We start from the raw sequence: 21,182 nt of genomic DNA, 5'->3' as shown, positions 1-21,182 counted from the left end.
AGGGTTGTATTGATTGCAACCCTATTTTAAAGATGAATAGCGGCATTATTGATATGTTTGGCATCATTCACCACGATAACTCAGTGTTCATCCCTTACCTGCCTAGCTTTCTTATCTTCTATAACAAGTAAGTTGGCTTTTTTCATTTTTCTCCCAACTTTGTATCCCAATAGCGGCAAGTTTTTTGGTTTGAGCCTTTTATCCTATCGTCCATCAGGGGTTACTATAATACTATGTTTCTTTTTGAATGGGTATGCTAGTCTAAAGCAAAAAAAATTAGGCGGCTTATGAAACCACTTGCGCAAAAGCCCACCAAACCAATCCTATCAGCCCGTAACACCCCACAAACCTTTACCCTCAATAAGCTTGCTAAACCTATCGTGCGCGATGATATTTTTTCGTTGCCGCCTGCTGTGTATGGCACCATCTATTTGACGCTGATTCCGCTATTTGGCTTTTTATACAGTACCTTGCCAAATATGCAGTTTAACCATGAAAACGTGGGCTTTTTGGAAGCCATGTATTTTAGTACCATCACGGTGACCACCACTGGGTTTGGCGATATTACCCCAACCAATACCTTTACGCGGGCGTTTGTGATGATTGAAGCGACCATTGGAGTGGTGTCCGCAGGTTTGTTTTTAAATGCGATTACTTATCAGCGTGAAGAAAACATGAGCAATCTGATGGACGCCTATGAAACAAGAAAAGAAATCTCTTATGCCTTTGCGCGCCTGCACAGTCATGATAGTTTGATTACGCTTAACATGAATACTTATCTAAACCGGGTTAATCAACTGCTGGGCATAGAATCAGAGCAAACCCCAGTGGCGCAATCTGACCGTGAGGGTCGTGCTCATTTAAACGGCTCGCCTGATTTGCCCAGCACCCCTGACGCCAAAGTTCCTCAGCAGCTTATTGGTATTCATGAGCCTATTCCCGAAACGCTAGCATTTACTAATTTACAGCATTTATTTAATGCCTCGGCACGCTTGACCGACGACCCGCACAAGCCGTTGATTTGGTACTATTATCAAGCCTTGGATGAATTGGTCAATAGTATTGAAAATTTGGTGCGTGAAACCGAAACTTATCGCTGGGCAGATTTGGAATCGATTTGTATTCAATATTTAAGTGATATCAAATCCTATGACTCTAGCAGCTATATTTTGGCAGAGCCGAATTTTGAAAAGCAGCTTGCGGATATCCAAGCCCAGCGCCAGCAAGACATGTTACTTATCAGTGAATATCCAAGTGATAAAGCGGTTGAGCTGTCGAACGAAAATAGTTTAAACCCGTATATTATTTTGTTTATGGGTATTCAGACCACCATTGATTTTATCAAAAAATTCCAACTTCGCTACCAAGAAATTATGCAAACCATTTAATTTTATCCGCTCATAAAAAAACACCCCACATGCCGTGAGGTGTTTTTGCTAATTAATTAATTAATCAATCAGTCAATGAAGCATTAGTGACCAAATTGGTTGGCAGTGTTTTTGGCGCCGCCCGCTTTCAATGCGTTCTCACCCGAGAAGATTTCTTTGTGGTCATCACCGATGTCAGAACCAGCCATGGCTTGGTGCTTAACTGCCGCAACGCCTTCACGGAGTTCTTTACGTTGTACTTCTTCAACGTAAGCTAGCATACCTTTGTCACCGAAGTAACCTTTTGCCAACTGGTGTGTACTTAATGCCGCCGTGTGGAAGGTAGGTAGGGTGATCAAGTGGTGGAATACACAGGCTTCACGTGACGCATCAGCTTGGAAGGTGCGCGCTAGTTCATCAGCAGCGGCATTCAACTCAGTGTTGTCGTAGTCAGCAGACATTAAGTTCGCTTTGTCGTAAGCTGAGATGTCTTTGCCTTCTTTTTCCCATTTTGCGATGACTTGTTTACGGAAGTTGAGTGTCCAGTTGAATGATGGGCTGTTGTTGTAAACAAGCTTAGCATCTGGCACTTGCGCAGTGATACGGTCAGTCATTGATTTGATGTGCGCGACGTCTGGCGTTGGTGTTTCAATCCATAGTAGATCGGCACCGTTTTCAAGGGCAGTCACACAGTCAAGTACCACGCGGTCAATGTTGGTGCCTTCGCGGAATGAGTACAAGCCGTTTGGCATACGAGTTGGGCGAACCAATTTGCCATCACGTTTTAATAGAACATCGTACTCGCTTGCATTTTCTAAAGTCACTTCTTCAACTTCTAAGAAGTCTAAGTATTGTGAAGCAAGGTCGCCTGGCTCACGTGACACAGGAAGTTTTTGCGTTAATGATGCACCTTCAGAGTCAGTACGTGCAACGATGATACCGTTGTCAATGCCAAGCTCTAAAAACGCATAACGAATCGCGTTAAGTTTTGAGATGAAGTCTTCGTGTGGTACGGTGACTTTACCATCTTGGTGACCACATTGTTTAGCATCTGATACTTGGTTTTCAACTTGGATAGCACAAGCACCTGCTTGGATCATTTGTTTGGTGAGCAAGTAAGTTGCTTCTTCGTTACCAAAACCTGCGTCGATGTCAGCGATGATTGGCACGATGTGTGATTCAAAGTTGTTGATTTTGTCTAAGATGGCTTTAGTGTCTTGACCTGCTTCTTGCGCCGCATTTAATTCACGGAAGTAATCGTTTAACACTTTTTCGTCGGCTTGACGTAAGAAAGTGTAGATTTCTTCGATTAATTTTGGCACAGCTGTTTTTTCGTGCATAGATTGGTCAGGTAGTGGACCAAATTCTGAGCGAAGCGCAGCAACCATCCAACCTGAAAGGTAGATATATTTACGTTCAGTAGTACCGAAGTATTTTTTTACCGCATACATGGTTTGTTGACCGATAAATCCATGCCATGCACCAAGAGACTGGGTGTATTTTGATTTGTCAGCATCATAAGCTGCCATATCACGACGCATGATGTCGGCAGTGTATTGAGCGATTTCTAAACCTGTTTTGAAACGGTTTTGGATAACCAAACGCGCAGCATCATTTTCGCTGATGTTTTTCCAGTTACCATATTTGGCTTTTAGTTCACGGATATGGTCAATCGCTGAAACGTAAGTTGACATAGCAGTCTCCTGTTGAGGACGGTGGGATAAAAAAACTTAGGATGATTATTGTGTTGTAATAAAAGTAAAAGTCTTAAATAAGCCAATATTTAGCGAGCGTTAAACACCAAAAATATAAAGAATGTTTAAGAAACAAGCTACATAGCCAAAATAGTCTAACAATTTTTTTAACAAAATACGTGATATTTCTTACAGTGATATTAAATAGTCTGTTAAAATTAAGAATTCTATTTTGGCACTAATAAAGCTTTAAGTTGGCTTAAATAATGGAATGAATGCACTATACCCTTTAATTCATAATTTAGCTATTTAATGATTCGTATCTTTAGTATTTATTTAAAATATAGTATAATACAATCAACAACTTAAATTTTATTGCTAGGTTTTAGCCCTATTTAAACTAGCAGTTTTAGCCTTTTTTTCTTAACTCTTAACTAGACAAACAGTAATTTATGGATTTACAACGTGTGGATTTGAACCTTTTGGTGCATCTTGATGTGTTACTTCGAGAAAAAAACGTCACCAGAGCCTCTGAGCAACTCGGCATTACCCAGCCCGCCATGAGTAATATTTTACGTCGTTTGCGTAAGTTGTTTAATGATCCCTTGTTGATTCGCTCATCTGAAGGCATGACGCCAACGGAGCGGGCGCTTGAATTACAGCCGCGCGTACGCGAATTGTTAGCGGATTTAACCCAGCTATTAGAGCCACGTACTGAGTTTCGTCCTTATACCTCAAGTCGTGTGTTTCGGATTATGACGTCAGATTATGCCGAAGCGACGCTGGTGCCTAGGCTAGTTAAAGCGCTGCGCAGTGAAGCCCCAAACGTGATTTTGGACTTCTTGACGCCATCGGATGTGTCGTATCGAGATATGGAGCAAGGTCGTGTTGATTTGGCGATTAATCGTTTTAACGAGGTACCGCAAAGCTTTCACCAAGTGCTGATTTGGCGTGATACATTTAGTTGTTTGTTGTCGGCTGATAGTCCATATGTCAATCGCTTTAACCTCAAAAATTATCTTAAAGCTCAGCACGTTTGGGTTTCTAAAACAGGCATGGGTGTGGGTTTTGGGGTGAATCCCGAAAAATCTGGTGGACTTGGCTCAATTGATGCGGCGTTACAACGTCTCGGTCAAAAACGTCAAATCAGTGTCTTTACCCGTCATTATCAGATGCCTGCCATGCTCACCGCCAATAAAGACTTAATTGCCACGCTGCCGACTCGGGTAGCGCGAATGCAAGCAAATAATGATGATATCGTGATTAAAGAGCCGCCATTTTTTATTCCAGAGTTTGAATTGACGATGGCATGGTCGCCGCTATTACAGCATCACCCTGCGCATCGTTGGTTACGTCAGTTGATTCAACATGTGTCGCGACAAATCATCGCCGAAGAGCGCATCAAGTATCCGCTACAGACTGCGATTCAAGACGGTTCGCTGCATACCCAGCCTATTGATTTGGTTGAAATTGATCCTGACCGTCAATGAGGGAGGGTCAGACAACCTGCTTATCTAGCACTGGTCTAGGACTGGCAAATTTTATCCACCCACAGCTCATACGGATATTTTCCTAAATGTCCGTAACGTCCTTTTTCAGTCACCCGCCCTTCAATACAGACAGGTAAACTAATCGACACGCCCGTTTGACCTTGCGCTTTGGCATACTCGGCTAACAGGTTGTTTGGGTCAAATACATGGTATTTGGTCGTACCGTCATTAAATTCAGATTGCTCTAAGCTTTGGGTAAAGGTACCGTTTAGCGTCAGCGTTTTTTTGGGTACACTATCAATGCTTTCTTTGATATCGCTCAATTTACCATTTTGCAGCGATTGGTACGCCACGCTGGCGCAACTCGCCAATAGACCAATTATCGCCACACCCCCGCCCAACCATGCGGCTTTTTTACCCATTATCTTGTTAGTTAGCATGGTGTTTTCCTTATTATTGATCACAAAATTATTGGGATAAAAAAATGATAGCAATATTCGTTGCTATCATTTGTAGAGTTTATTTATCGTTACACTACCCTTGGGTAAATAGTTTAGCGAATATAGGTATGGTCTTCAGGATTACTCACCTGCTGTGTCAGCGCTTGGGTTGGTAAGACTTTCTTGAGGTAAAAATACCCTAGCATACCTGCCAATAATGACCCTAAAATAATGCCAAGTCGTTCGTCAAACGGTTTGACCTCAAGTCCCGCAAAGGCAAGCCCACCAATAAACAAACTCATGGTAAAGCCAATACCACATAAAATCCCCACGCCAAATACTTGTCGCCAGTCAACATTGGTAGGCAAGCTAGCTAACCCAAGCTTGACGCCAAGCCAACTAAATAGCATCACCCCAATCGGCTTGCCTAGCAGCAGTCCTAGTGCGATACCGAGCGGTACCGTATGAAACAGTGAGGACAGCCCCGTACCTCCGAGATAAATGCCCGCATTAGCAAACGCAAAAATCGGTAAAATAATAAAACTGACTGTGTCCTGCAAGTCATGTTCAACCGATTCGAGGGGTGAATGCTCAGGGTGCTTGTTGTCTGTCATTGGGATGAATAGCGCAAGCAGCACACCGGCAAGCGTCGCATGTATGCCCGACTTGAGCATCGCTGCCCATAGCAAAACGCCAATCATTATATAAGCGGTGGTGCGCGTGACGTTAAAGCGATTCATCAGCCACAATATCACCAAACATACCCCGACCCAAGCCAGTGCCGCCATCGACAAACCCGATGAGTAAAATAACGCAATAATGATAATCGCACCGATATCATCAAAAATAGCAATCGATGCCAAGAATACTTTGAGCGCGGCGGGCACGCGATTGCCCAGTAACGTCAGCACACCTAAGGCAAACGCGATATCTGTCGCCGCCGGAATCGCCCAACCTTTCATCAAATCTGCGTGCTGATAATTGAATGCGGCATAAAAAGTCGCAGGTACCATCATACCACCGACCGCAGCAATCGCAGGCAAGACGACTTTTTTGACCTCTGATAGCTCACCCACTAGCATTTCCCGCTTAAGCTCAAGTCCCACTAAAAAGAAAAACACCACCATCAAGCCATCGTTGATCCAATGTAATAAGTGGTGATCGATACTAAAAGAGCCGATTTTTATCGAAATAGTCAGATGCAAAAAGTGCTCGTATATGTCACTCATCGGAGAGTTTGCTACCACCATCGCCAACACAGCGGAAAACGCCAAAACTATACCCGCAGCCATATCGTGTGCCAAAAATTTTTTAAATTGGTTAAATACTATCATCCGTCTGAAACTCTTTTTAATACCATCTTTTATTTATGAAATATACCACACTTAAACCAAGCAAAATAGCCTACAATACCATCATACCATATATTTTATTATATCATATAATCTATTTTTATGATAAATAATTTCATAATTCTACATTAATAGAAAATTTTATTCATTTATTCACTATTTTAGATAAATTAATTTTTTAGGCGTATGTTTTGCTGGCGTTGATAGTTAAGATTCTAAACATGAATGATTAATAAAGTTGTTAACACCCCATGCCTATTTTGTATTATTATTTTATCGCTACTTGCCTACCGATTTAGAATCAGCCTTTCAATAGTGTGGATATTTTGCCAACTTCTCTTACCGATCTTGATTTAACCCCGCTCAAACGTTTTTCACATAACGTCATCGCTAATATCCGTGCCACGGGTCACATGCTAATAGGTTCAAAACGTGCGTTTTATTGGGTCAAGCCCACCGTATGGCAATTTTTGTTGTTCGGATTGACGGCACTGGCGAGCAATTTGCTGTTTTCGTGGTTGGTGGCTGAAGATGCCACCCATTTTAATCCACAAGGGCTGATTAGTTATTTGGTGTGGCCGATGGTGATGTTGGTGGCAGGATTGATTCTTGCCAAACGGCATTTTAATGCCATGCTGATTTTTGTGCCGGCGATTTTGTGGCTGTGTGCTGACACCTTTATGATGCTGGTGCAAAGCTTGATTCAGTTTATCTCAGACTTGGGCTGGCTACCTGAATGGACGTTTGATACGATTGGTATTATTTTCGTAGTGGCGTTTGTCTGGCAGTCATTATCGCTGCTGTGGATTTTTGGCAATCAATTACGCTGGTCATGGATTGAGCGTGTCCTGATTATGCTGGGTGCGTTTGCCGTACTCAGTGTTTGGCAAAAAAACGTGCAATCTGAGCCGATTTTTCAATCCGACCCCGTCGAACCCGTGGTCACTGAAGCGGCATTTTATGCGCAGCCTGCGCTATTGGCTGATATGCTAAATAACGTGCAGCCGCAACGCCCGACTATACATGATTGGTACTTTATGGGTGTCGCAGGTCATGGCGAGCAAGATGTGTTCCGGTCAGAAATTGAGCTGACCAAAGATTACTTTGACCATCAATTTGGCACAGCAGGACGCTCGGTGGAACTCATTAACAACGCCAATACCCTGTCTGCGCTGCCGATTGCCAGTAAAACCAGTATTGAACGCACTTTGCAAAGTATCGCCAAAAAAATGGATGTCAATGAAGACGTGCTATTTTTGACCTTGACCTCGCATGGGGGTGACAAGGTGATTGAGATGTCGAACCCACCGCTAGCGCTCGATAATGTCGATGCCAAATGGCTACGCCAATCATTGGATAAATCTGGCATTAAATGGCGCGTTATTGTGGTATCCGCCTGTTATTCTGGCTCATTTATCAATGAGTTAAAATCACCATACACCCTAGTCATTACTGCCTCAGCGGCGAACAAATCATCGTTTGGCTGTTCTAATGAAGCCGAATATACATACTTTGGACAAGCATTTTTTGCTGAAAGCTTACCCAAGCTTCGCCGTTTTCAACCTGCGTTTGAAGCCGCCAGCAAACGCATTGCTGAACGGGAAAAAATGATGGGCTTTGAACCGTCTGAGCCGCAATTGGTGATGGGTGAGGCTATTAAAGCGATATTGCCAGAGTTTGAAAACAGTCTTAAACCCTTACCTGCGGTTGTGATAGCGCCAACGACTACCGCCAGTGCTACTAGCGATGCCCATACTTTAAGTAGCCACCAACTGCACAAGTAACATAAACCGGTTTGGCTGTTTCAGCTGCCAATAGGCCTTGCAACTCGCCTTACCATCCATCATGGTAGCGATTGGGAGCAACTGATATTTTCTGCCAATTTTTTAGCGATTTTATAATTTTTGCACATAAAAAAAGTGGGTTAACCTAAGTTACCCACTTTTTATCAAATAGCGCGTCAAATAGACTATGTTAGTCAATTATTTGATTTTAGCTTCTTTGAATACAACATGTTGACGTACCACTGGATCAAATTTTTTGATTTCCATTTTGTTTGGCATGGTACGTTTGTTTTTGGTCGTGGTGTAAAAATAACCCGTACCTGCAGTTGAAACTAATTTGATTTTATCACGCATCGCAATTGCTCCCTAAGAATATGAAAAGGCAAAAATTAGATTTTTTCGCCACGAGCACGCATATCAGTTAAAACTTGGTCAATACCAACTTTATCAATGATACGCATACCTTTGGTAGTCAAGCGAAGCTTAACAAAGCGGTTTTCGCTCTCTACCCAAAAACGATGGGTGTGTAGATTTGGTAGAAAACGACGGCGGGTTTTGTTGTTTGCGTGAGAAACATTGTTACCTACCGCTGGGCGTTTTCCAGTCACTTGGCATACTCGAGACATGGCTTACTCCTAATCGGTGTGCATGAGGGCTGCTCATGCCTGTCACAACTGATACTCGCACATCTCGCATATCATTGAAGCTAAAAAAGCTAGGGTTTCAACGATTCTAGTGTTGAGTATCTCAGTTTGAATCAATAATTAATCTTTTGGCGGCGTACTTAAAATTAGCTACTCACGGGTAGTCACTTGACTTGCGTCAATCAAAACCATTTTAAGCAAGCGTCAAAAAATCGCTAGTAAATTTAAAGCCGCTATTTATACCATAACTTATGCCAAAATGCAATGTGATTGGATAAAAATTTAATGGGTTAAAACGCCTTGTTTGACCATCAAGGGTGGTGGGTTTTGATGCCCAGGATACTTGCGTAAAATTTGCTGACTTAACCAGTCAATTTGCGCATCGACAAACGGCGTATCGGTCTGTAATTGGTTAAAAATAACCAAAGCGACTTTTAGCCCTGCTTGCCAAATTGCTTGTAGGGTTAGCATGGCGTGATTAAGGCTGCCAAGCTTGATACCGACGACCAGGATGACAGGGCATTTGAGCGCGGCTGCTACATCAGCAAGCGTTTCTTGCTCATTAATAGGGGTAAACCAGCCGCCTGCCCCTTCAACTAAAATCACATCGGCAGGATAGGCTGCGATGGACTTATGGATGGTATCGACTAATTGGGTTTTGGTGAGTGTCACGTTATCAAGCTGCGCGGCGATATGCGGTGAGCAAGGCGTCGCTAGCTGGATAGGCGCAATGACAGACAGCGGTGGTTTGACATTGGCAAATTGATTGATGCGCCTTGCATCATCGCTATATGTTTGACCGTTGTCATCGGTTTCCATGCCTGCCGTAACGGGCTTGATAGCATATACACTTTTGCCTTGTTCAGCTATATTCTTGACCAGTTGCGCGGTGGTGGTGGTTTTACCGATTTCTGTGTCGGTACCTGTGACAAAATATGCGCCGTTTAGTGAAGATGCAGCATCGTTAACATTAGATAAATTCATTATTTCTTACTTGCTTTATGGTTAATGGTTTGGGTGGTTTTTTGAGCTGATTGGGTGATTTTTTCAATTCTTTGCTCAAACGCTGGCATTAGTTCTTGCAAAGTTTGTTGCTGATTTTTCATAAGCAGTCTATAAACAACCCATGAACACAGCCATTTTTAATAATTTCATTGTGATTCCTTTTTTAAAATACGTGCAAAAATCTGCTAAACTTTATCACAACTCTAATCAATGTCGCAAAATAACAGGAAAAAAGATGAACGATTCACCGATTATTGCCATTGTTGGATTTGGCTCATTAGGGGCGTTATTTGCAAGTTTATTAGCCCCGAATATGCCTTTTGAAAACTTGCGTATCGTCGCCGATACTGACCGTGTCAACCGCTACCAACAGCAAGGTTTATTGGTGAATGGCGAACCATTACCACTCAACTATGTCATACCAAATGAAAGCCCTCCTTCAGACCTAAGTCCTGCCGACTTGGTCATCGTCTGTACCAAGTTTTATCAACTCAATGACGTATTGCCCTTGATTGAAAGTCAACTTGGCGACAATACACTGATTGTTTCTGCCCTCAACGGTATCGCCAGCGAAAAAGTGTTGGCAAACGCCTTTGGTGATGAGCGCATTGTGTATTGTGTGGCGCAGCAAATGGACGCCATGAAAAATGAACCGCATGAAAAAAATGGGAAAAATGGTAGCCAACTGATTTATCGCGATCATGGACAATTGGTCATTGGCGCGATGACAACTGATAGCGCTGAACGCGCACGCGTGCAACAAGTCGATGCCCTCTTTAATCAAGTCAATTTCCCGCACTCAGTGAGCGATGACATGCCGCGCCAGCTGTGGGGCAAGTTGATGTTAAATACCGGCGTCAATCAAACCGTGGCATTTTATCAAGGCACCTTTGATACTGTGCAACAAGCGGGTGAGGCGCGCGAGATGTTCAAAGCCGCCATGCGTGAAGTGATGGCAGTGGCACACGCTGAAGGCGTAACCTTGACCGAGGAAGATTTCAAAAAATGGCTGGCGATTATGGATGCGCTGGATCCTAAAGGCATGCCATCGATGCGGCAGGATTTAAAAGCAGGGCGACGCTGTGAGCTTGATTTGTTTGCAGGGACAATTCGCGAATTGGGGGATAAGCATGGCATTGACACCCCGGTCAACGACACCCTATATGAGGGCATCAGTGCATTAATGGCTAACAATCAGTCGTAATGACAACCCTAGCGCTATTGAAAAAAGCGTTGCAAAAAACGCTGTATAGAAGCGATGAATAGAAGTGGTGGATAACCACTACAAATAAAAAAAGGGCATCTACCTTGCCCTTTTTTATGTCAACAACTGTTATTTTTTACCAAAACGCTCACTCATTTGCGCATAAAAACGTGCCACATGGTCACCCACCACACTGGCATCTTTGGGATTAAACTTCATCACTCGCCCAAAATCCAAGCCAACATACAACACGATATCAGCGAAGGTGAGTCGATCACCGAGCAAGTATTTGTGACTCGATAATAGCTTGTCAAAGTACGGCAATGCTTTTTTGACGCGGTTGATGCTCTCTTCTGCCATACCGGACACTTGGTTGCCCACCGACGCGCGAGATGGATGCCCATGCTGGAAAGCCAACATCATGTTATACAGCACATGAAACTCCGCATTGCGTGACATTGCGGTGATTTTGGCGCGCTGTATAGGGTCTGAGCCCATCACTTGCTTACCATTGCCTGCGAGTCGACTATCAAGGTACTCACAAATGGCGTGTGAATCATTGAGCACAGTGCCATCATCAAGCACTAATACAGGCAATAACCCCAGTGGATTGACCGCCAAAAACTCCGGCGAGTTTTGCTCGTTTTTGCCAATATCCACGTTGATGACTTGTAAATTATGAATATCATTGATATCAAGCTCTTTGACTTTTAACAATAAGTCGACCTTGCGCGGGTTTGGCGGGGCATTCATGGTATATAGTTTCATCACTTGTTCCTTATGATGTGTGATTTTAGCTTTAATATACTTGAAACCACCGTTTTACGAAATAGGGTTTTTAGGCGCAAAGGAAATTTTGCTGATAAAAAATCCCCCAGAGGGCAGGAGGATTTTTCGTTTTGAGGACAAATGTTTATCAAAGCTTATTTTTTATCGTGCGCTTTTTGCTTATCTTTTTGCTCATCCTTATGGCCTTCTTTATGCCAAAAGGCTTTGACCACTTCAAATTGCTCGGCAAGCGTCTGCATCAACGAGCTGTCTTTGGGCGCTTTTTTGGCGACGGGTGGCAAGATGTGCTCATAATAGGTATTGGCGAGCACTCGGCGCAGTATGCCTTCACCGATAAAGCCTTGGTCATCGTTGAGTGTACTGGCAGAGCGTAGTATATTGCGAATATCGTATTGGGTTGGCACGATATCAGGCACTTGCTTATTACAATCTGTTAGCGTGTACACCGCGACCCGCGCCGAGCGTACCGAAGTTTCAACGGTGAACACCACATCATTGTTGGTTTCAACAAATTGACCGATGAGACCTAAATTGGTGCAGCCTTCGGGTACGATTTGTGGACGGTCACCTTTGGCACGTGGCATAAACATCGAAGTGATATAGGGCATATAGGCGGTGTTGGCGATGGTGTTGGCTAAAATATCATCTTTTTGTTCGAGCAAATCTAAGTGGTATAGTAGCTCCGTCACAATTTCATGCCCCGTACATTCTGGCATGGTTTTTGGCACGTAATTGCCTTTTTTGTCCATCAATAGCCCATATACCCATATCACCACCACGTCTTTGGGTTGGTCAGGAAATTGCGGTTGGCGGTTAATAGTAAAGCTCATAAGCCAGTTGGAATCGGTGATGGTAACAATACCGCCTGTGACTGTTTTGCCTGATAGCGGTGGATTGACGCAGTATTTTTCGCTGATTTTGCGTAAAAGCGCCGAGTCTTTGCAGGTTAATGTTGCTGACATCCAGGCAGATTTGGGTACATGACGGTTAAATTTTTCTGGACGACCAAACACAGCAGATTGTTTAGCAAGGTTATTCCATAGTACCCAGCCTTTCGTTTTTCCCATTTTATCATCAGTTAGACGGACATCAGGCGCAGTGTCACTGGTGCCATAGCGCGTATCTTCCGTCATTGACCCTGTAGTGATAATCACAAAATCATTGTCCCGTACAGGGATATGGACTTGTTGACCTTGTTGTGTAGCTGTCAGCCCTTTAACGACCTTTTTGTCGCCTTGCTGCTCAAAATCAACCGCAGTGACTAACGTGTCACTTTGTAGTTTGACGCCTTTATTGATTAAAAATTTTTGCGCAGGTACCACAAAGCTGTCATATTGGTTGTATTTGGCAAATAACAGGGTCGACATATCCTTGATACCATCTAAGGCTTCCAAAAACCGATGCATATAAAGCTTGCACTCAAGTAAGCTGTGCCAGTTTTCAAAAGCAAACATACTACGCCATAGCGTCCAAAAATTACTGTCCAAAAAACTCTGGCTAAAGTAATCTTCAATGGTGAGATTATCGAGTTCGTCTTGATTTTTTAGTAATAAGCGGACAATGGCAAGTTGGTCGGCTTTGCTAAGATTAAACTTGTGAAAATCTTTGATGTCACCTTTGTTATGAATCAACCGTGCTTTGGAATAGTTGGGGTCATTGTCATTGATCAGGCGGTATTCATCAAGCACTGAATAAGGCTCTGGTAACTCTAGCGCAGGTATATCTTGGAACATATCCCAAAAATTCTCGTAGGTGGTAATCATCTCACGACCGCCGCGCATGATATAACCGTCTTTGGCATTACCAGCGCCATCAAGCGAGCCGCCTTGCACCGCCAATTCTTCTAAAAAGGTAATGTTCTCGCCTGGGATATGGGCATCTCGGATAAAATAATACGCCGCTGCCAACCCGCCAATACCGCCACCGACAATATAGACTTTACTGTCTTTAAAACGTCCGGTATCAAAACCGATGTTACGCTGATAGTTACCACGGGCATCGTTAAACGGCATCGAATTGCCAGGTTGGTTGGATTGATAATCCGCCCGCTGTGGTTGGTGATCGACCTTTTTAAAAATCAGATTGTTCAAAAATTCACTGTTGTTCTTAGCGTTGGTTGTCATAATGAAGTGCCCTATTTTGAATAAGATTAGTATTGAATAAAATTAGCGTTAGCTAACTCTTTAAACCGCGCTGCTATCCTTTGACATTGACCTTAACTGCCCATTCTTAATTGCCCATTAAGAATGCTACACAATAACCAAAGACAACGACGGCACGCTTATAAAAATTATGAGTGATAGTCATTGTTTATAATTAATAAATTCACTTGGATTTTTAACTAAGCAATTTTATTATAACCACATTATAGAACCTCGCTAAAGCGACTTTGTGTCGAATAACCTTTGATTAAATATTCAGTTATTTGCGCTTTTGTAATCAAACGTAACCAGTTATCGCACCTATTGAGTTTTCTAAAGGGATAAAAATCGATTGAGTTCAGTTGCTAAACGCCGTAAAATGTATCACTATACTAGAACACTGAAATGCTTTACTTGTCCTCTTTTACTCAAAAAAACTACTATGCCGCACACTTCGCCATCATTCCTACCCGCCTATGATTATTTGGTTGAGCTACTGAGCCAAACCGATGATAGTGACTTTATCCGCGAAATTTTGGCAGCGCTACTGACTGAAAAAGAACAAAAAGAAATCGCCAATCGCATTCAGATTTTTGCCTTGTTTCAGCAAGCGCTACCACAACGCGAAATCGCTGAGCGCTTGGGGGTGGGCATTGCGACGGTATCACGGGGCGCCAAAGCGTATGGTCAGCACGATATCAACCAATTACTGCCAAATCTGAGTCATTTGAACCTATAAATTTTTGATAATGGGTTCAAGCGTGAATAAGCCCATCACAGTAGCATACTTTGGGGTGACATACTTTGGGGTGATTAGCAGGGTGATGAAAATCCGTGTGAAAATAACTGTCATGCCACAAAAGAGTTGCAAGCAGGGGTTAATCTGATTACAATGTATCATCATACTAGAACACTGAAACATTGATTAAAATTTAAGCCGCTATAAATTTAAGATACTGTAAATTTAGGACACTATAAATTTAAGACACTATAAATCTAAGACACTATGATGACTACACACGCCAAACCGCCCAAAATCGCCCTTGCCAGCAAACCAAGCCTAATTAAACTTGCACAAGACATTGATTTTTTTGAACTCTTTAAACGCATCGAAGCCAAATACGCTACTTGTTTTTTACTGGAATCGTTGGGCGAAGAAAGCTATATTTCACGTCATCATGCCATCGGCTTTGACCCTGCGATGACGGTGTTGGCAAAAGACCGCCATACTTTGACTATCACCAACAATCGCACGGGGGAAAGCACAGATTATACCTGTGACAATCCTTACCAACTACTGCGCGAAATCACCCCACAACATGTGATTTCACGTAGCCATACCGGCGGATTGGTCGGTTTTTTGGGATTTGATAGTGTCAATTTTTTTGAGCCGACCCTGAATATTCAAACCAGTGATGATTTTGAGCCGTTCAAATTCGGGGTGTACTTAGATGGGTTAAGCCTTGATAAGATGACCGGTGAAATTTTTTATTATTATTACGATACCGACCACCAAAGCAATCGTATTGACGAAATCAAGTCATTATTGACCGCTATTTCGCCTGACTATACGCAGCCGACTGCTGAACATTTGGGCGATGGGATGAACCGCGAGCAACATGCGGCAGCGGTGATGAAAGTCAAAGAAGACATTAAAGCTGGGCTGATTTTCCAGTGTGAAGTGGGTTTCAAGTCGCATTATCGCATCCAAGGCGATAGCATGCCAATTTATAGTAAACTGCGCGAAGTCAATCCGTCACCGCATATGTACTATGTCAAATTTGGCGCCCAAAAAATTATCGGCGCATCGCCTGAGTTATTGTTCCGATTGCGCAATGGTGAGATGGAAACCTTCCCACTGGCGGGCACCACCAAACGCGGCAAGGATGAGACCGAAGATCGCCAATTAGCACGCGCCTTGCTCAATGACCCCAAAGAAATCGCCGAACATAATATGTTGGTGGACTTACATCGTAATGATATCGGGCGGGTGGCACGCTTTGGAACGGTAAAAGTGCGTAACTTAATGGATATCAAGCGCTTTTCACATGTCCAGCATATCTCCAGTGAAATCGTCGGTATTCTTGACCCTAATCATGATATGTTCACCGCGCTTGCCAGTAATTTTCCCGCAGGCACGCTATCGGGCGCACCCAAAATTGAGGCGATGAAAATTATAAATACGCTAGAGCCCGATGGTCGCGGCGCTTACGGTGGCGCACTCGGTCAGTTTTGTTTTAATGGGGATTGTATTTTTGCTATCCCGATTCGCTCGCTGTTTATCAACGGCGAAAAAGCGTATGCGCAAACTTGCGGCGGCAATGTGTATGATTCCAATCCTGAAGACGAATATGAAGAAATCGTACGAAAACTGTCTGCGATGAAAGTTGTACTGTCCAATTTTGCGCCAGTGCAGTAAAGTCTGCTCCATCATGACGATACGCCAACTAGATACGCATGATAGCGATGTATATCAGCAGTATTTTAAACGTTTAAAATAACCGCCAAACCTATTTTTAGAGTTAACTATGCAAGTGTTAATTATTGATAACTACGATTCTTTTACCTTTAACCTATACCAATATATTGGTGAGATTTTAGCCGCAGACAATCAGCCTTTTAACGTGGTTGTCAAACGCAATAATGAGATTAGCTTAGCGGATATCAAAGCCATGAATCCTGACCGCATTATCATCTCCCCCGGTCCAGGTTCGCCCGATGACCCTGCGTATTTTGGTGTGTGTGGTGAGGTCATTACTGAGCTTGGCAAAACCATACCGCTGCTAGGCGTGTGTCTTGGCATGCAAGGGATTGCACATTTTTTTGGTGGTCAAGTGGTGCGAGCCAATGTGCCAATGCATGGCAAGACATCACCGATTCGTCACGATGGTCAAGGCGTGTATCAAGGTTTGCCACAGCAGCTTGACATCATGCGTTATCATTCACTGATGGTCGACGCCGCCTCACTACCCGATTGTTTGGTAGTGACCAGCGTGGTATCTAGTGAGCAACATAGTGATAAAAACCTCAAAGATGCCAGTCTAGCAGGCGATGAAATCATGGGCATTCGCCACCGTGACTATCCGATTCAAGGGGTGCAATATCACCCAGAATCCTTCGCCACCGAAGGCGCCAAAATGCTGCTGAAAAACTTTTTGTGGCAAAACTGAAGTAAATCCATCTCGGTGAAGCCATCGTAGGGAATCGATGACAGCGTAGCCATTGCACCCAATATCGCAATCGGGTATATGCCATAAGGCGCTACCCTACCAAACTTGTTAGTAGGTTTATTTACAACAGCAGCAAAATCACCGACATAATCGCTCCCACCGCCACAAATGCCAAGCCACGTTTAAAGATTTTGGAACTTGGGGCAAATAAAAAGAAACTCGATAGCACAAAAAACAATAAACTCAAGCCAAACAATACATTGAGCCCACCCATGCTACCTTTAGAGGGCGCTTTATGAAAATTCACCATTTTATCTAATACCACAGGCAGCTTTTTGCTGGTATAAGTCACCTCACCGGTTTTAACATTGTACTGTCCGTCTTTAAAAAGCTGTATATCACCCTGCTGCTCCCTAAAATCGATGTTTTTCATTTTTAGGGTTTTGGCTAAATTTTTCTCATCAAGATTGCTTGCCACGACTTGCTTGACAGTTTTTGAAGATTTTAAAAAATCAGTGTCGCGAAATACCAGCAACATGCCACTTAGCGAATAGACCAGCATAATGCCAACCATAAAGAATCCAACATAGCGGTGCCCAAGCCTCATGTAGATACGAAAATCTTTCATTGTCATTGTTTGACTGCCTCTTAAAAAATTGAGCCGTCATTATCCAATAATAGATTGATAATGTAAATAATAATGATTATCATTTAATTAAATAACATCGCACCCATCTACACAGACCAATTTTTGCGCCATTGGTTACTGCTGCAAACGTGCCGAATATGGGCTTCACCGAGAAAGCCTATGAATCAAAAACCGTCAATCAAATTTGGTGGGACTGTTTTAACACATAGGCATAGGCAATCTTTTTACCTTGGTCGTCATACTCCCAGTACACGCCCTGCACTTCTGGCTCAAAGCCTGGCAAGCGATTAACCCCTTCTTGCAATGCCAAGAAGTAGTCCAGCACTGCCCCATCCCACACTTCACCAGGTACAATACAGTACACTCCTGGTGGATACGGTAGCGCTCCTTCCATGGCGATTCTGCCTTTGATGTCATGCAGCGATACCAGCTCAACCTCATTACGGATAAAGGCGTTATGGGCATCAAATGCGCTTATAGCAACCTTGGGACGATGTTCGCGCTCAAACATTTGTTTTTGTCGTTTGTTCAGCTGATGCTTGGCATAGAAGTTATGCATGAGTTGGCAAAGTTCATTAATAGTGAGTTTGCGGTACTGCGGATATGCCTTAGCCAGTGTCGGTAACACCTGGGTGACGGGGCTGTTTTCGCGAATGTGCTTTTCAAAACTGACAATACGGGCGACCAAGTGCTGGAATTTTGCCAAGGTTTCGGCAGGCGTCAGTAAAAATAAAATCGAGTTTAAATCGGCTTTTTCTGGAATGACCGAGCTTTCACGCAGATAATGCGCCAAAATCGCGGCAGGAATCCCTGTCGCTTCATACTCACCGGTTTGCATATCAATGCCTGGCGTGGTCAGTAGTAGTTTACAGGGATCGATAAAGTATTGGTCATCGGCATAATGCTGAAAATCATGCCAACGCGCCCCTGCCTCAAAGCGGAAAAAACGAATATCATGGGCAATGGTTTCAGTATCGTAGTCTTGCCAAGCTTGCCCATCTACTGTAGGCGGAACAAACGGCAAAATCATGGTACAAGTGTCTAGCAGCATTTTACGAGCTTCGATACCGCCGATGACACACTCATGCCACATGCGCTGACCGGCTTTACCTTCATGCATTTTGGCATTGACATCAAGTGAGGCAAACAACGGGTAAAACGGCGAGGTCGACACGTGCATCATAAACGAGTTGTTAAAGCGTTTATGATTGACATAACGGGCTTGCCCGCTGATATGGTTATCTTTTTTATGGATTTGTGAGGCTTGAGAAAAGCCAGCTTGTTGCTTGTGTACCGATTGGGTGACCAAAATCCCAGGATCATTTTCACCCAGCTCAAGCAGCAGTGGCGAGCAATCACGCATCATCGGGATAAACTGCTCATAACCCACCCAAGCACTGTCAAACAAAATATAGTCACACAGATGCCCGATGCGATCCACCACTTGGCGGGCGTTATAAATAGTGCCATCATACGTGCCCAGCTGAATTACCGCCAAGCGAAATGGGCGGGCATCATCGGCTTTATCGGGCGCAACTTCACGAATACGTTCACGGATTTCGGCTTCATCAAAACAATGGGCAGGAATGCCGCCAATCAAACCATAAGCATTGCGGTCGGTCTCTAAATACACAGGCGTACCACCTGCCATGGTTAAGGCGCCTTGGTACACAGATTTGTGATTGTTACGGTCAAACAGCACCAAATCACCATGCGCTACTAAGGCACCAATCGCAATTTTATTGGAAGAGGAAGTACCGTTGAGCACAAAGTAGGTTTTATCCGCATTAAAAACTTTCGCCGCATGCGCTTGTGCCTCAAAAGCTGGTCCTTCATGAATTAGCAAATCGCCAAGACGGACATCGGCATTACAGGAGTCGGCACGAAACAGCGTTTCCCCAAAGTATAAATAAAAGCGTCTGCCCGAAGGATGCTTACGAAAAAACTGTCCGCCTTGGTGCCCAGGACAGTCAAACGCCGCATTGCCATAGTCGGTGTAGTCCATCAAGGCTTGGAAAAAAGGCGGATCGAGCGTGGCGATGTAATCCGCCGCTGCCGCATTGACCAATTGTCCGTTATAAAACTTTTGATCATCTGCCAGCTCTAGCACACCATACACATTGGGTAGCCATTCATCAGGCACTACATCACCATATTCAATCGCCACAAATATCGGAATAGCAAACCCCAAATCTTCAATATCTTGATACACACGCGGCAGGTCTGTCATCGTGACCACAATTGCTGCAATATTGGTATAGTCGGTCGATTCAATATCGATGGTACGATAATTAAGATTTAGGGCGTATTCGATGCCATCACTGATGACTACTTTCATAATTATTTTCCTTGCTGCAACCGTGTCAGTTGCCAAAGCGTTTTTTAGACAATTATCTTAACGTAAAAATATGAAAAAGTGAAAAAAAGTGCTTTTGTAGACGCTTATTACAGTGTTTGAAAATAGCCAGTAACATCGCTACCACACATCATTACGTGAATGACGTAAAATAGCTGTTAAGACCTGTTACACTAATGCTAACAATAATAAAAAGGACTCTTTCATGGGCGTAGATAACAGTATTTGGACTACTATTATTATGTATATGATTGCTGCCGTAATCTTAGGCATATTAACATATTTATGGCTAACGTTCCGACTCAAGAAAAAACAGCGCGATGATGCGATTCGTAATCAAACAATGGGAGCTAATCAAAGTATTGATAGCCAGCGCATCGATAATCAGCGTTAACTTAGATTGTCTCACAAGGATCAAGTATGCAAGTAGATAGTCAAATCTGGATGACCATTTTAGGTTTTATCAGTTTATCGATTGTGATTAGCATCGTAACCCATTTTTGGATTCGCTATCACTTAAAAAATAAAGCCGCTAATCTGCCGCCGCAATCTCATACGAAGCGTGCTCATACAACATCTGAGTCGCATCAGAAAAATCACTCATAAGCACGGTGTGAAATTTTTAGACAACACTTTTTAGAAAACACTGTAATTAAGCGCATTAGTTGGCTAATGCGCTTGTCATGCCGCTCTATTAACCATTATGGGTCACCGTATGATGGGCTAATTGTTAAAAATATAAAAAAATACATAAAAAACAGTTGACGGCAAAAATAAAAATATATATTATACGCTCCACTTCGACATTAACGGTGAAAGCGGTCGAGGTCACGCTATAAACTAAGCGTGCTAGTGTCCCCATCGTCTAGAGGCCTAGGACATCGCCCTTTCACGGCGGTAACCGGGGTTCGAATCCCCGTGGGGACGCCAATTTTTTTAGTGGTAACGCTAAAAAATACAGTTAAAAAGCCATGCTAATCTAGTATGGCTTTTTTGTTTTTGTGGCTTTATAAATTCTCTTTGCCCTTTTTTGCTTATGCAGTGTAAGCATCCGACCATCCCATCTACCACCATTCTAAAAAATACGAGATAGTGCC

Annotated in this window: 20 protein-coding genes and 1 tRNA gene; 10 read left to right on the top strand and 11 right to left on the bottom strand. The window is 43.3% G+C overall.

Features of this window, described 5'->3' with window-relative positions:
* Positions 1-287 precede the first annotated feature (287 nt).
* Positions 288-1,388, top strand: a complete 1,101-nt coding sequence (locus RTS09_RS10000) for a potassium channel family protein (RefSeq protein WP_312536680.1) — start codon at positions 288-290, stop codon at positions 1,386-1,388.
* Between the two features lie 83 nt (positions 1,389-1,471).
* Here RTS09_RS10000 and RTS09_RS09995 read toward each other — a convergent pair whose 3' ends face one another.
* A complete protein-coding gene (locus tag RTS09_RS09995; protein WP_312536678.1) occupies positions 1,472-3,061 on the bottom strand; it encodes an isocitrate lyase in 1,590 nt (529 codons plus the stop codon).
* A gap of 452 nt (positions 3,062-3,513) precedes the next feature.
* Between RTS09_RS09995 and RTS09_RS09990 the strand changes: the two genes are divergently transcribed.
* Positions 3,514-4,551: a LysR family transcriptional regulator gene (locus RTS09_RS09990; protein ID WP_007116083.1), complete on the top strand. Its 1,038-nt coding sequence runs from the start codon at positions 3,514-3,516 to the stop codon at positions 4,549-4,551.
* A gap of 35 nt (positions 4,552-4,586) precedes the next feature.
* Here the strand turns inward: RTS09_RS09990 and RTS09_RS09985 are convergent, their stop codons facing one another.
* Positions 4,587-4,991 carry a hypothetical protein gene (locus tag RTS09_RS09985; protein WP_312523496.1) on the bottom strand — a complete coding sequence of 135 codons (405 nt, stop codon included), beginning with the start codon at positions 4,989-4,991 and terminating at the stop codon, positions 4,587-4,589.
* 113 nt (positions 4,992-5,104) lie between these two features.
* Positions 5,105-6,322 carry a Na+/H+ antiporter NhaA gene (nhaA, locus tag RTS09_RS09980; RefSeq protein ID WP_409418390.1) on the bottom strand — a complete coding sequence of 406 codons (1,218 nt, stop codon included), beginning with the start codon at positions 6,320-6,322 and terminating at the stop codon, positions 5,105-5,107.
* A 347-nt stretch (positions 6,323-6,669) separates the two neighbouring features.
* Between nhaA and RTS09_RS09975 the strand changes: the two genes are divergently transcribed.
* Positions 6,670-8,127, top strand: a complete 1,458-nt coding sequence (locus RTS09_RS09975) for a C13 family peptidase (protein ID WP_312536674.1) — start codon at positions 6,670-6,672, stop codon at positions 8,125-8,127.
* A gap of 198 nt (positions 8,128-8,325) precedes the next feature.
* Here the strand turns inward: RTS09_RS09975 and rpmG are convergent, their stop codons facing one another.
* The 4 genes from rpmG to RTS09_RS09955 form a co-directional block, all read right to left on the bottom strand.
* A complete protein-coding gene (rpmG, locus tag RTS09_RS09970; RefSeq protein ID WP_007116087.1) occupies positions 8,326-8,481 on the bottom strand; it encodes a 50S ribosomal protein L33 in 156 nt (51 codons plus the stop codon).
* Between the two features lie 35 nt (positions 8,482-8,516).
* Positions 8,517-8,753, bottom strand: a complete 237-nt coding sequence (gene rpmB / locus RTS09_RS09965) for a 50S ribosomal protein L28 (protein WP_007116088.1) — start codon at positions 8,751-8,753, stop codon at positions 8,517-8,519.
* 300 nt (positions 8,754-9,053) lie between these two features.
* Entirely contained in the window at positions 9,054-9,755 is a 702-nt protein-coding gene (gene bioD / locus RTS09_RS09960) for a dethiobiotin synthase (protein ID WP_312536672.1), read from the bottom strand.
* A complete protein-coding gene (locus tag RTS09_RS09955) occupies positions 9,755-9,877 on the bottom strand; it encodes a hypothetical protein (RefSeq protein ID WP_257619540.1) in 123 nt (40 codons plus the stop codon). Before RTS09_RS09955 ends, bioD begins: the two co-directional genes overlap by 1 nt.
* A 134-nt stretch (positions 9,878-10,011) precedes the next feature.
* Between RTS09_RS09955 and RTS09_RS09950 the strand changes: the two genes are divergently transcribed.
* Positions 10,012-10,980: a ketopantoate reductase family protein gene (locus tag RTS09_RS09950; protein ID WP_312536670.1), complete on the top strand. Its 969-nt coding sequence runs from the start codon at positions 10,012-10,014 to the stop codon at positions 10,978-10,980.
* A 129-nt stretch (positions 10,981-11,109) separates the two neighbouring features.
* Here the strand turns inward: RTS09_RS09950 and RTS09_RS09945 are convergent, their stop codons facing one another.
* Together RTS09_RS09945 and RTS09_RS09940 are read right to left on the bottom strand one after the other, a co-directional pair.
* Entirely contained in the window at positions 11,110-11,748 is a 639-nt protein-coding gene (locus tag RTS09_RS09945) for a glutathione S-transferase family protein (RefSeq protein ID WP_312536669.1), read from the bottom strand.
* 155 nt (positions 11,749-11,903) lie between these two features.
* Positions 11,904-13,892: an oleate hydratase gene (locus RTS09_RS09940; protein ID WP_312536666.1), complete on the bottom strand. Its 1,989-nt coding sequence runs from the start codon at positions 13,890-13,892 to the stop codon at positions 11,904-11,906.
* Positions 13,893-14,352: 460 nt separating this feature from the next.
* On the opposite strand from RTS09_RS09940, the gene RTS09_RS09935 reads away from it, so the two are divergent.
* The 3 genes from RTS09_RS09935 to RTS09_RS09925 all read left to right on the top strand — a co-directional run bounded on the left by RTS09_RS09935 (position 14,353) and on the right by RTS09_RS09925 (position 17,080).
* Positions 14,353-14,649: a Trp family transcriptional regulator gene (locus tag RTS09_RS09935; RefSeq protein ID WP_007116094.1), complete on the top strand. Its 297-nt coding sequence runs from the start codon at positions 14,353-14,355 to the stop codon at positions 14,647-14,649.
* A 267-nt stretch (positions 14,650-14,916) separates the two neighbouring features.
* Positions 14,917-16,329: an anthranilate synthase component I family protein gene (locus tag RTS09_RS09930; RefSeq protein WP_409418389.1), complete on the top strand. Its 1,413-nt coding sequence runs from the start codon at positions 14,917-14,919 to the stop codon at positions 16,327-16,329.
* Between the two features lie 109 nt (positions 16,330-16,438).
* On the top strand, positions 16,439-17,080 hold the full coding sequence (locus RTS09_RS09925) for an anthranilate synthase component II (protein ID WP_219330805.1): 642 nt from the start codon (positions 16,439-16,441) through the stop codon (positions 17,078-17,080).
* A 121-nt stretch (positions 17,081-17,201) separates the two neighbouring features.
* On the opposite strand, the gene RTS09_RS09920 is transcribed toward RTS09_RS09925, so the two are convergent.
* Together RTS09_RS09920 and speC are read right to left on the bottom strand one after the other, a co-directional pair.
* The gene (locus tag RTS09_RS09920; protein ID WP_312536663.1) at positions 17,202-17,714 is read right to left on the bottom strand and encodes a hypothetical protein; all 513 of its coding nucleotides are present in this window, start codon (positions 17,712-17,714) and stop codon (positions 17,202-17,204) included.
* 193 nt (positions 17,715-17,907) lie between these two features.
* Positions 17,908-20,067: an ornithine decarboxylase gene (speC, locus tag RTS09_RS09915; RefSeq protein ID WP_312536660.1), complete on the bottom strand. Its 2,160-nt coding sequence runs from the start codon at positions 20,065-20,067 to the stop codon at positions 17,908-17,910.
* A gap of 223 nt (positions 20,068-20,290) precedes the next feature.
* On the opposite strand from speC, the gene RTS09_RS09910 reads away from it, so the two are divergent.
* From RTS09_RS09910 to RTS09_RS09900, 3 genes are all read left to right on the top strand, one after another.
* Entirely contained in the window at positions 20,291-20,479 is a 189-nt protein-coding gene (locus RTS09_RS09910) for a hypothetical protein (RefSeq protein ID WP_007116099.1), read from the top strand.
* A 26-nt stretch (positions 20,480-20,505) separates the two neighbouring features.
* Positions 20,506-20,691 carry a hypothetical protein gene (locus RTS09_RS09905; protein WP_312536657.1) on the top strand — a complete coding sequence of 62 codons (186 nt, stop codon included), beginning with the start codon at positions 20,506-20,508 and terminating at the stop codon, positions 20,689-20,691.
* A gap of 248 nt (positions 20,692-20,939) precedes the next feature.
* Positions 20,940-21,015, top strand: a tRNA-Glu gene (locus tag RTS09_RS09900).
* Positions 21,016-21,182 lie beyond the last annotated feature (167 nt).

Origin of the sequence: Moraxella sp. CTOTU47618 (assembly GCF_032017425.1) — a bacterium.
Lineage (GTDB): Bacteria > Pseudomonadota > Gammaproteobacteria > Pseudomonadales > Moraxellaceae > Faucicola > Faucicola tetraodonis.
The sequence above is the reverse complement of the archived record's forward strand: the minus strand, read 5'-3'. Positions and strand labels throughout refer to the sequence as shown.

What these genes read in the sequence shown, in the direction of transcription:
- RTS09_RS10000 (WP_312536680.1), top strand. Translation starts at nt 288, where the DNA reads ATGAAACCACTTGCGCAAAAGCCCACCAAACCAATCCTATCAGCCCGT.
- RTS09_RS09995 (WP_312536678.1), bottom strand. Translation starts at nt 3,061, where the DNA reads ATGTCAACTTACGTTTCAGCGATTGACCATATCCGTGAACTAAAAGCC.
- RTS09_RS09990 (WP_007116083.1), top strand. Translation starts at nt 3,514, where the DNA reads ATGGATTTACAACGTGTGGATTTGAACCTTTTGGTGCATCTTGATGTG.
- RTS09_RS09985 (WP_312523496.1), bottom strand. Translation starts at nt 4,991, where the DNA reads ATGCTAACTAACAAGATAATGGGTAAAAAAGCCGCATGGTTGGGCGGG.
- rpmG (WP_007116087.1), bottom strand. Translation starts at nt 8,481, where the DNA reads ATGCGTGATAAAATCAAATTAGTTTCAACTGCAGGTACGGGTTATTTT.
- rpmB (WP_007116088.1), bottom strand. Translation starts at nt 8,753, where the DNA reads ATGTCTCGAGTATGCCAAGTGACTGGAAAACGCCCAGCGGTAGGTAAC.
- bioD (WP_312536672.1), bottom strand. Translation starts at nt 9,755, where the DNA reads ATGAATTTATCTAATGTTAACGATGCTGCATCTTCACTAAACGGCGCA.
- RTS09_RS09955 (WP_257619540.1), bottom strand. Translation starts at nt 9,877, where the DNA reads ATGAAAAATCAGCAACAAACTTTGCAAGAACTAATGCCAGCGTTTGAG.
- RTS09_RS09950 (WP_312536670.1), top strand. Translation starts at nt 10,012, where the DNA reads ATGAACGATTCACCGATTATTGCCATTGTTGGATTTGGCTCATTAGGG.
- RTS09_RS09945 (WP_312536669.1), bottom strand. Translation starts at nt 11,748, where the DNA reads ATGAAACTATATACCATGAATGCCCCGCCAAACCCGCGCAAGGTCGAC.
- RTS09_RS09940 (WP_312536666.1), bottom strand. Translation starts at nt 13,892, where the DNA reads ATGACAACCAACGCTAAGAACAACAGTGAATTTTTGAACAATCTGATT.
- RTS09_RS09935 (WP_007116094.1), top strand. Translation starts at nt 14,353, where the DNA reads ATGCCGCACACTTCGCCATCATTCCTACCCGCCTATGATTATTTGGTT.
- RTS09_RS09930 (WP_409418389.1), top strand. Translation starts at nt 14,917, where the DNA reads ATGATGACTACACACGCCAAACCGCCCAAAATCGCCCTTGCCAGCAAA.
- RTS09_RS09925 (WP_219330805.1), top strand. Translation starts at nt 16,439, where the DNA reads ATGCAAGTGTTAATTATTGATAACTACGATTCTTTTACCTTTAACCTA.
- RTS09_RS09920 (WP_312536663.1), bottom strand. Translation starts at nt 17,714, where the DNA reads ATGACAATGAAAGATTTTCGTATCTACATGAGGCTTGGGCACCGCTAT.
- speC (WP_312536660.1), bottom strand. Translation starts at nt 20,067, where the DNA reads ATGAAAGTAGTCATCAGTGATGGCATCGAATACGCCCTAAATCTTAAT.
- RTS09_RS09910 (WP_007116099.1), top strand. Translation starts at nt 20,291, where the DNA reads ATGGGCGTAGATAACAGTATTTGGACTACTATTATTATGTATATGATT.
- RTS09_RS09905 (WP_312536657.1), top strand. Translation starts at nt 20,506, where the DNA reads ATGCAAGTAGATAGTCAAATCTGGATGACCATTTTAGGTTTTATCAGT.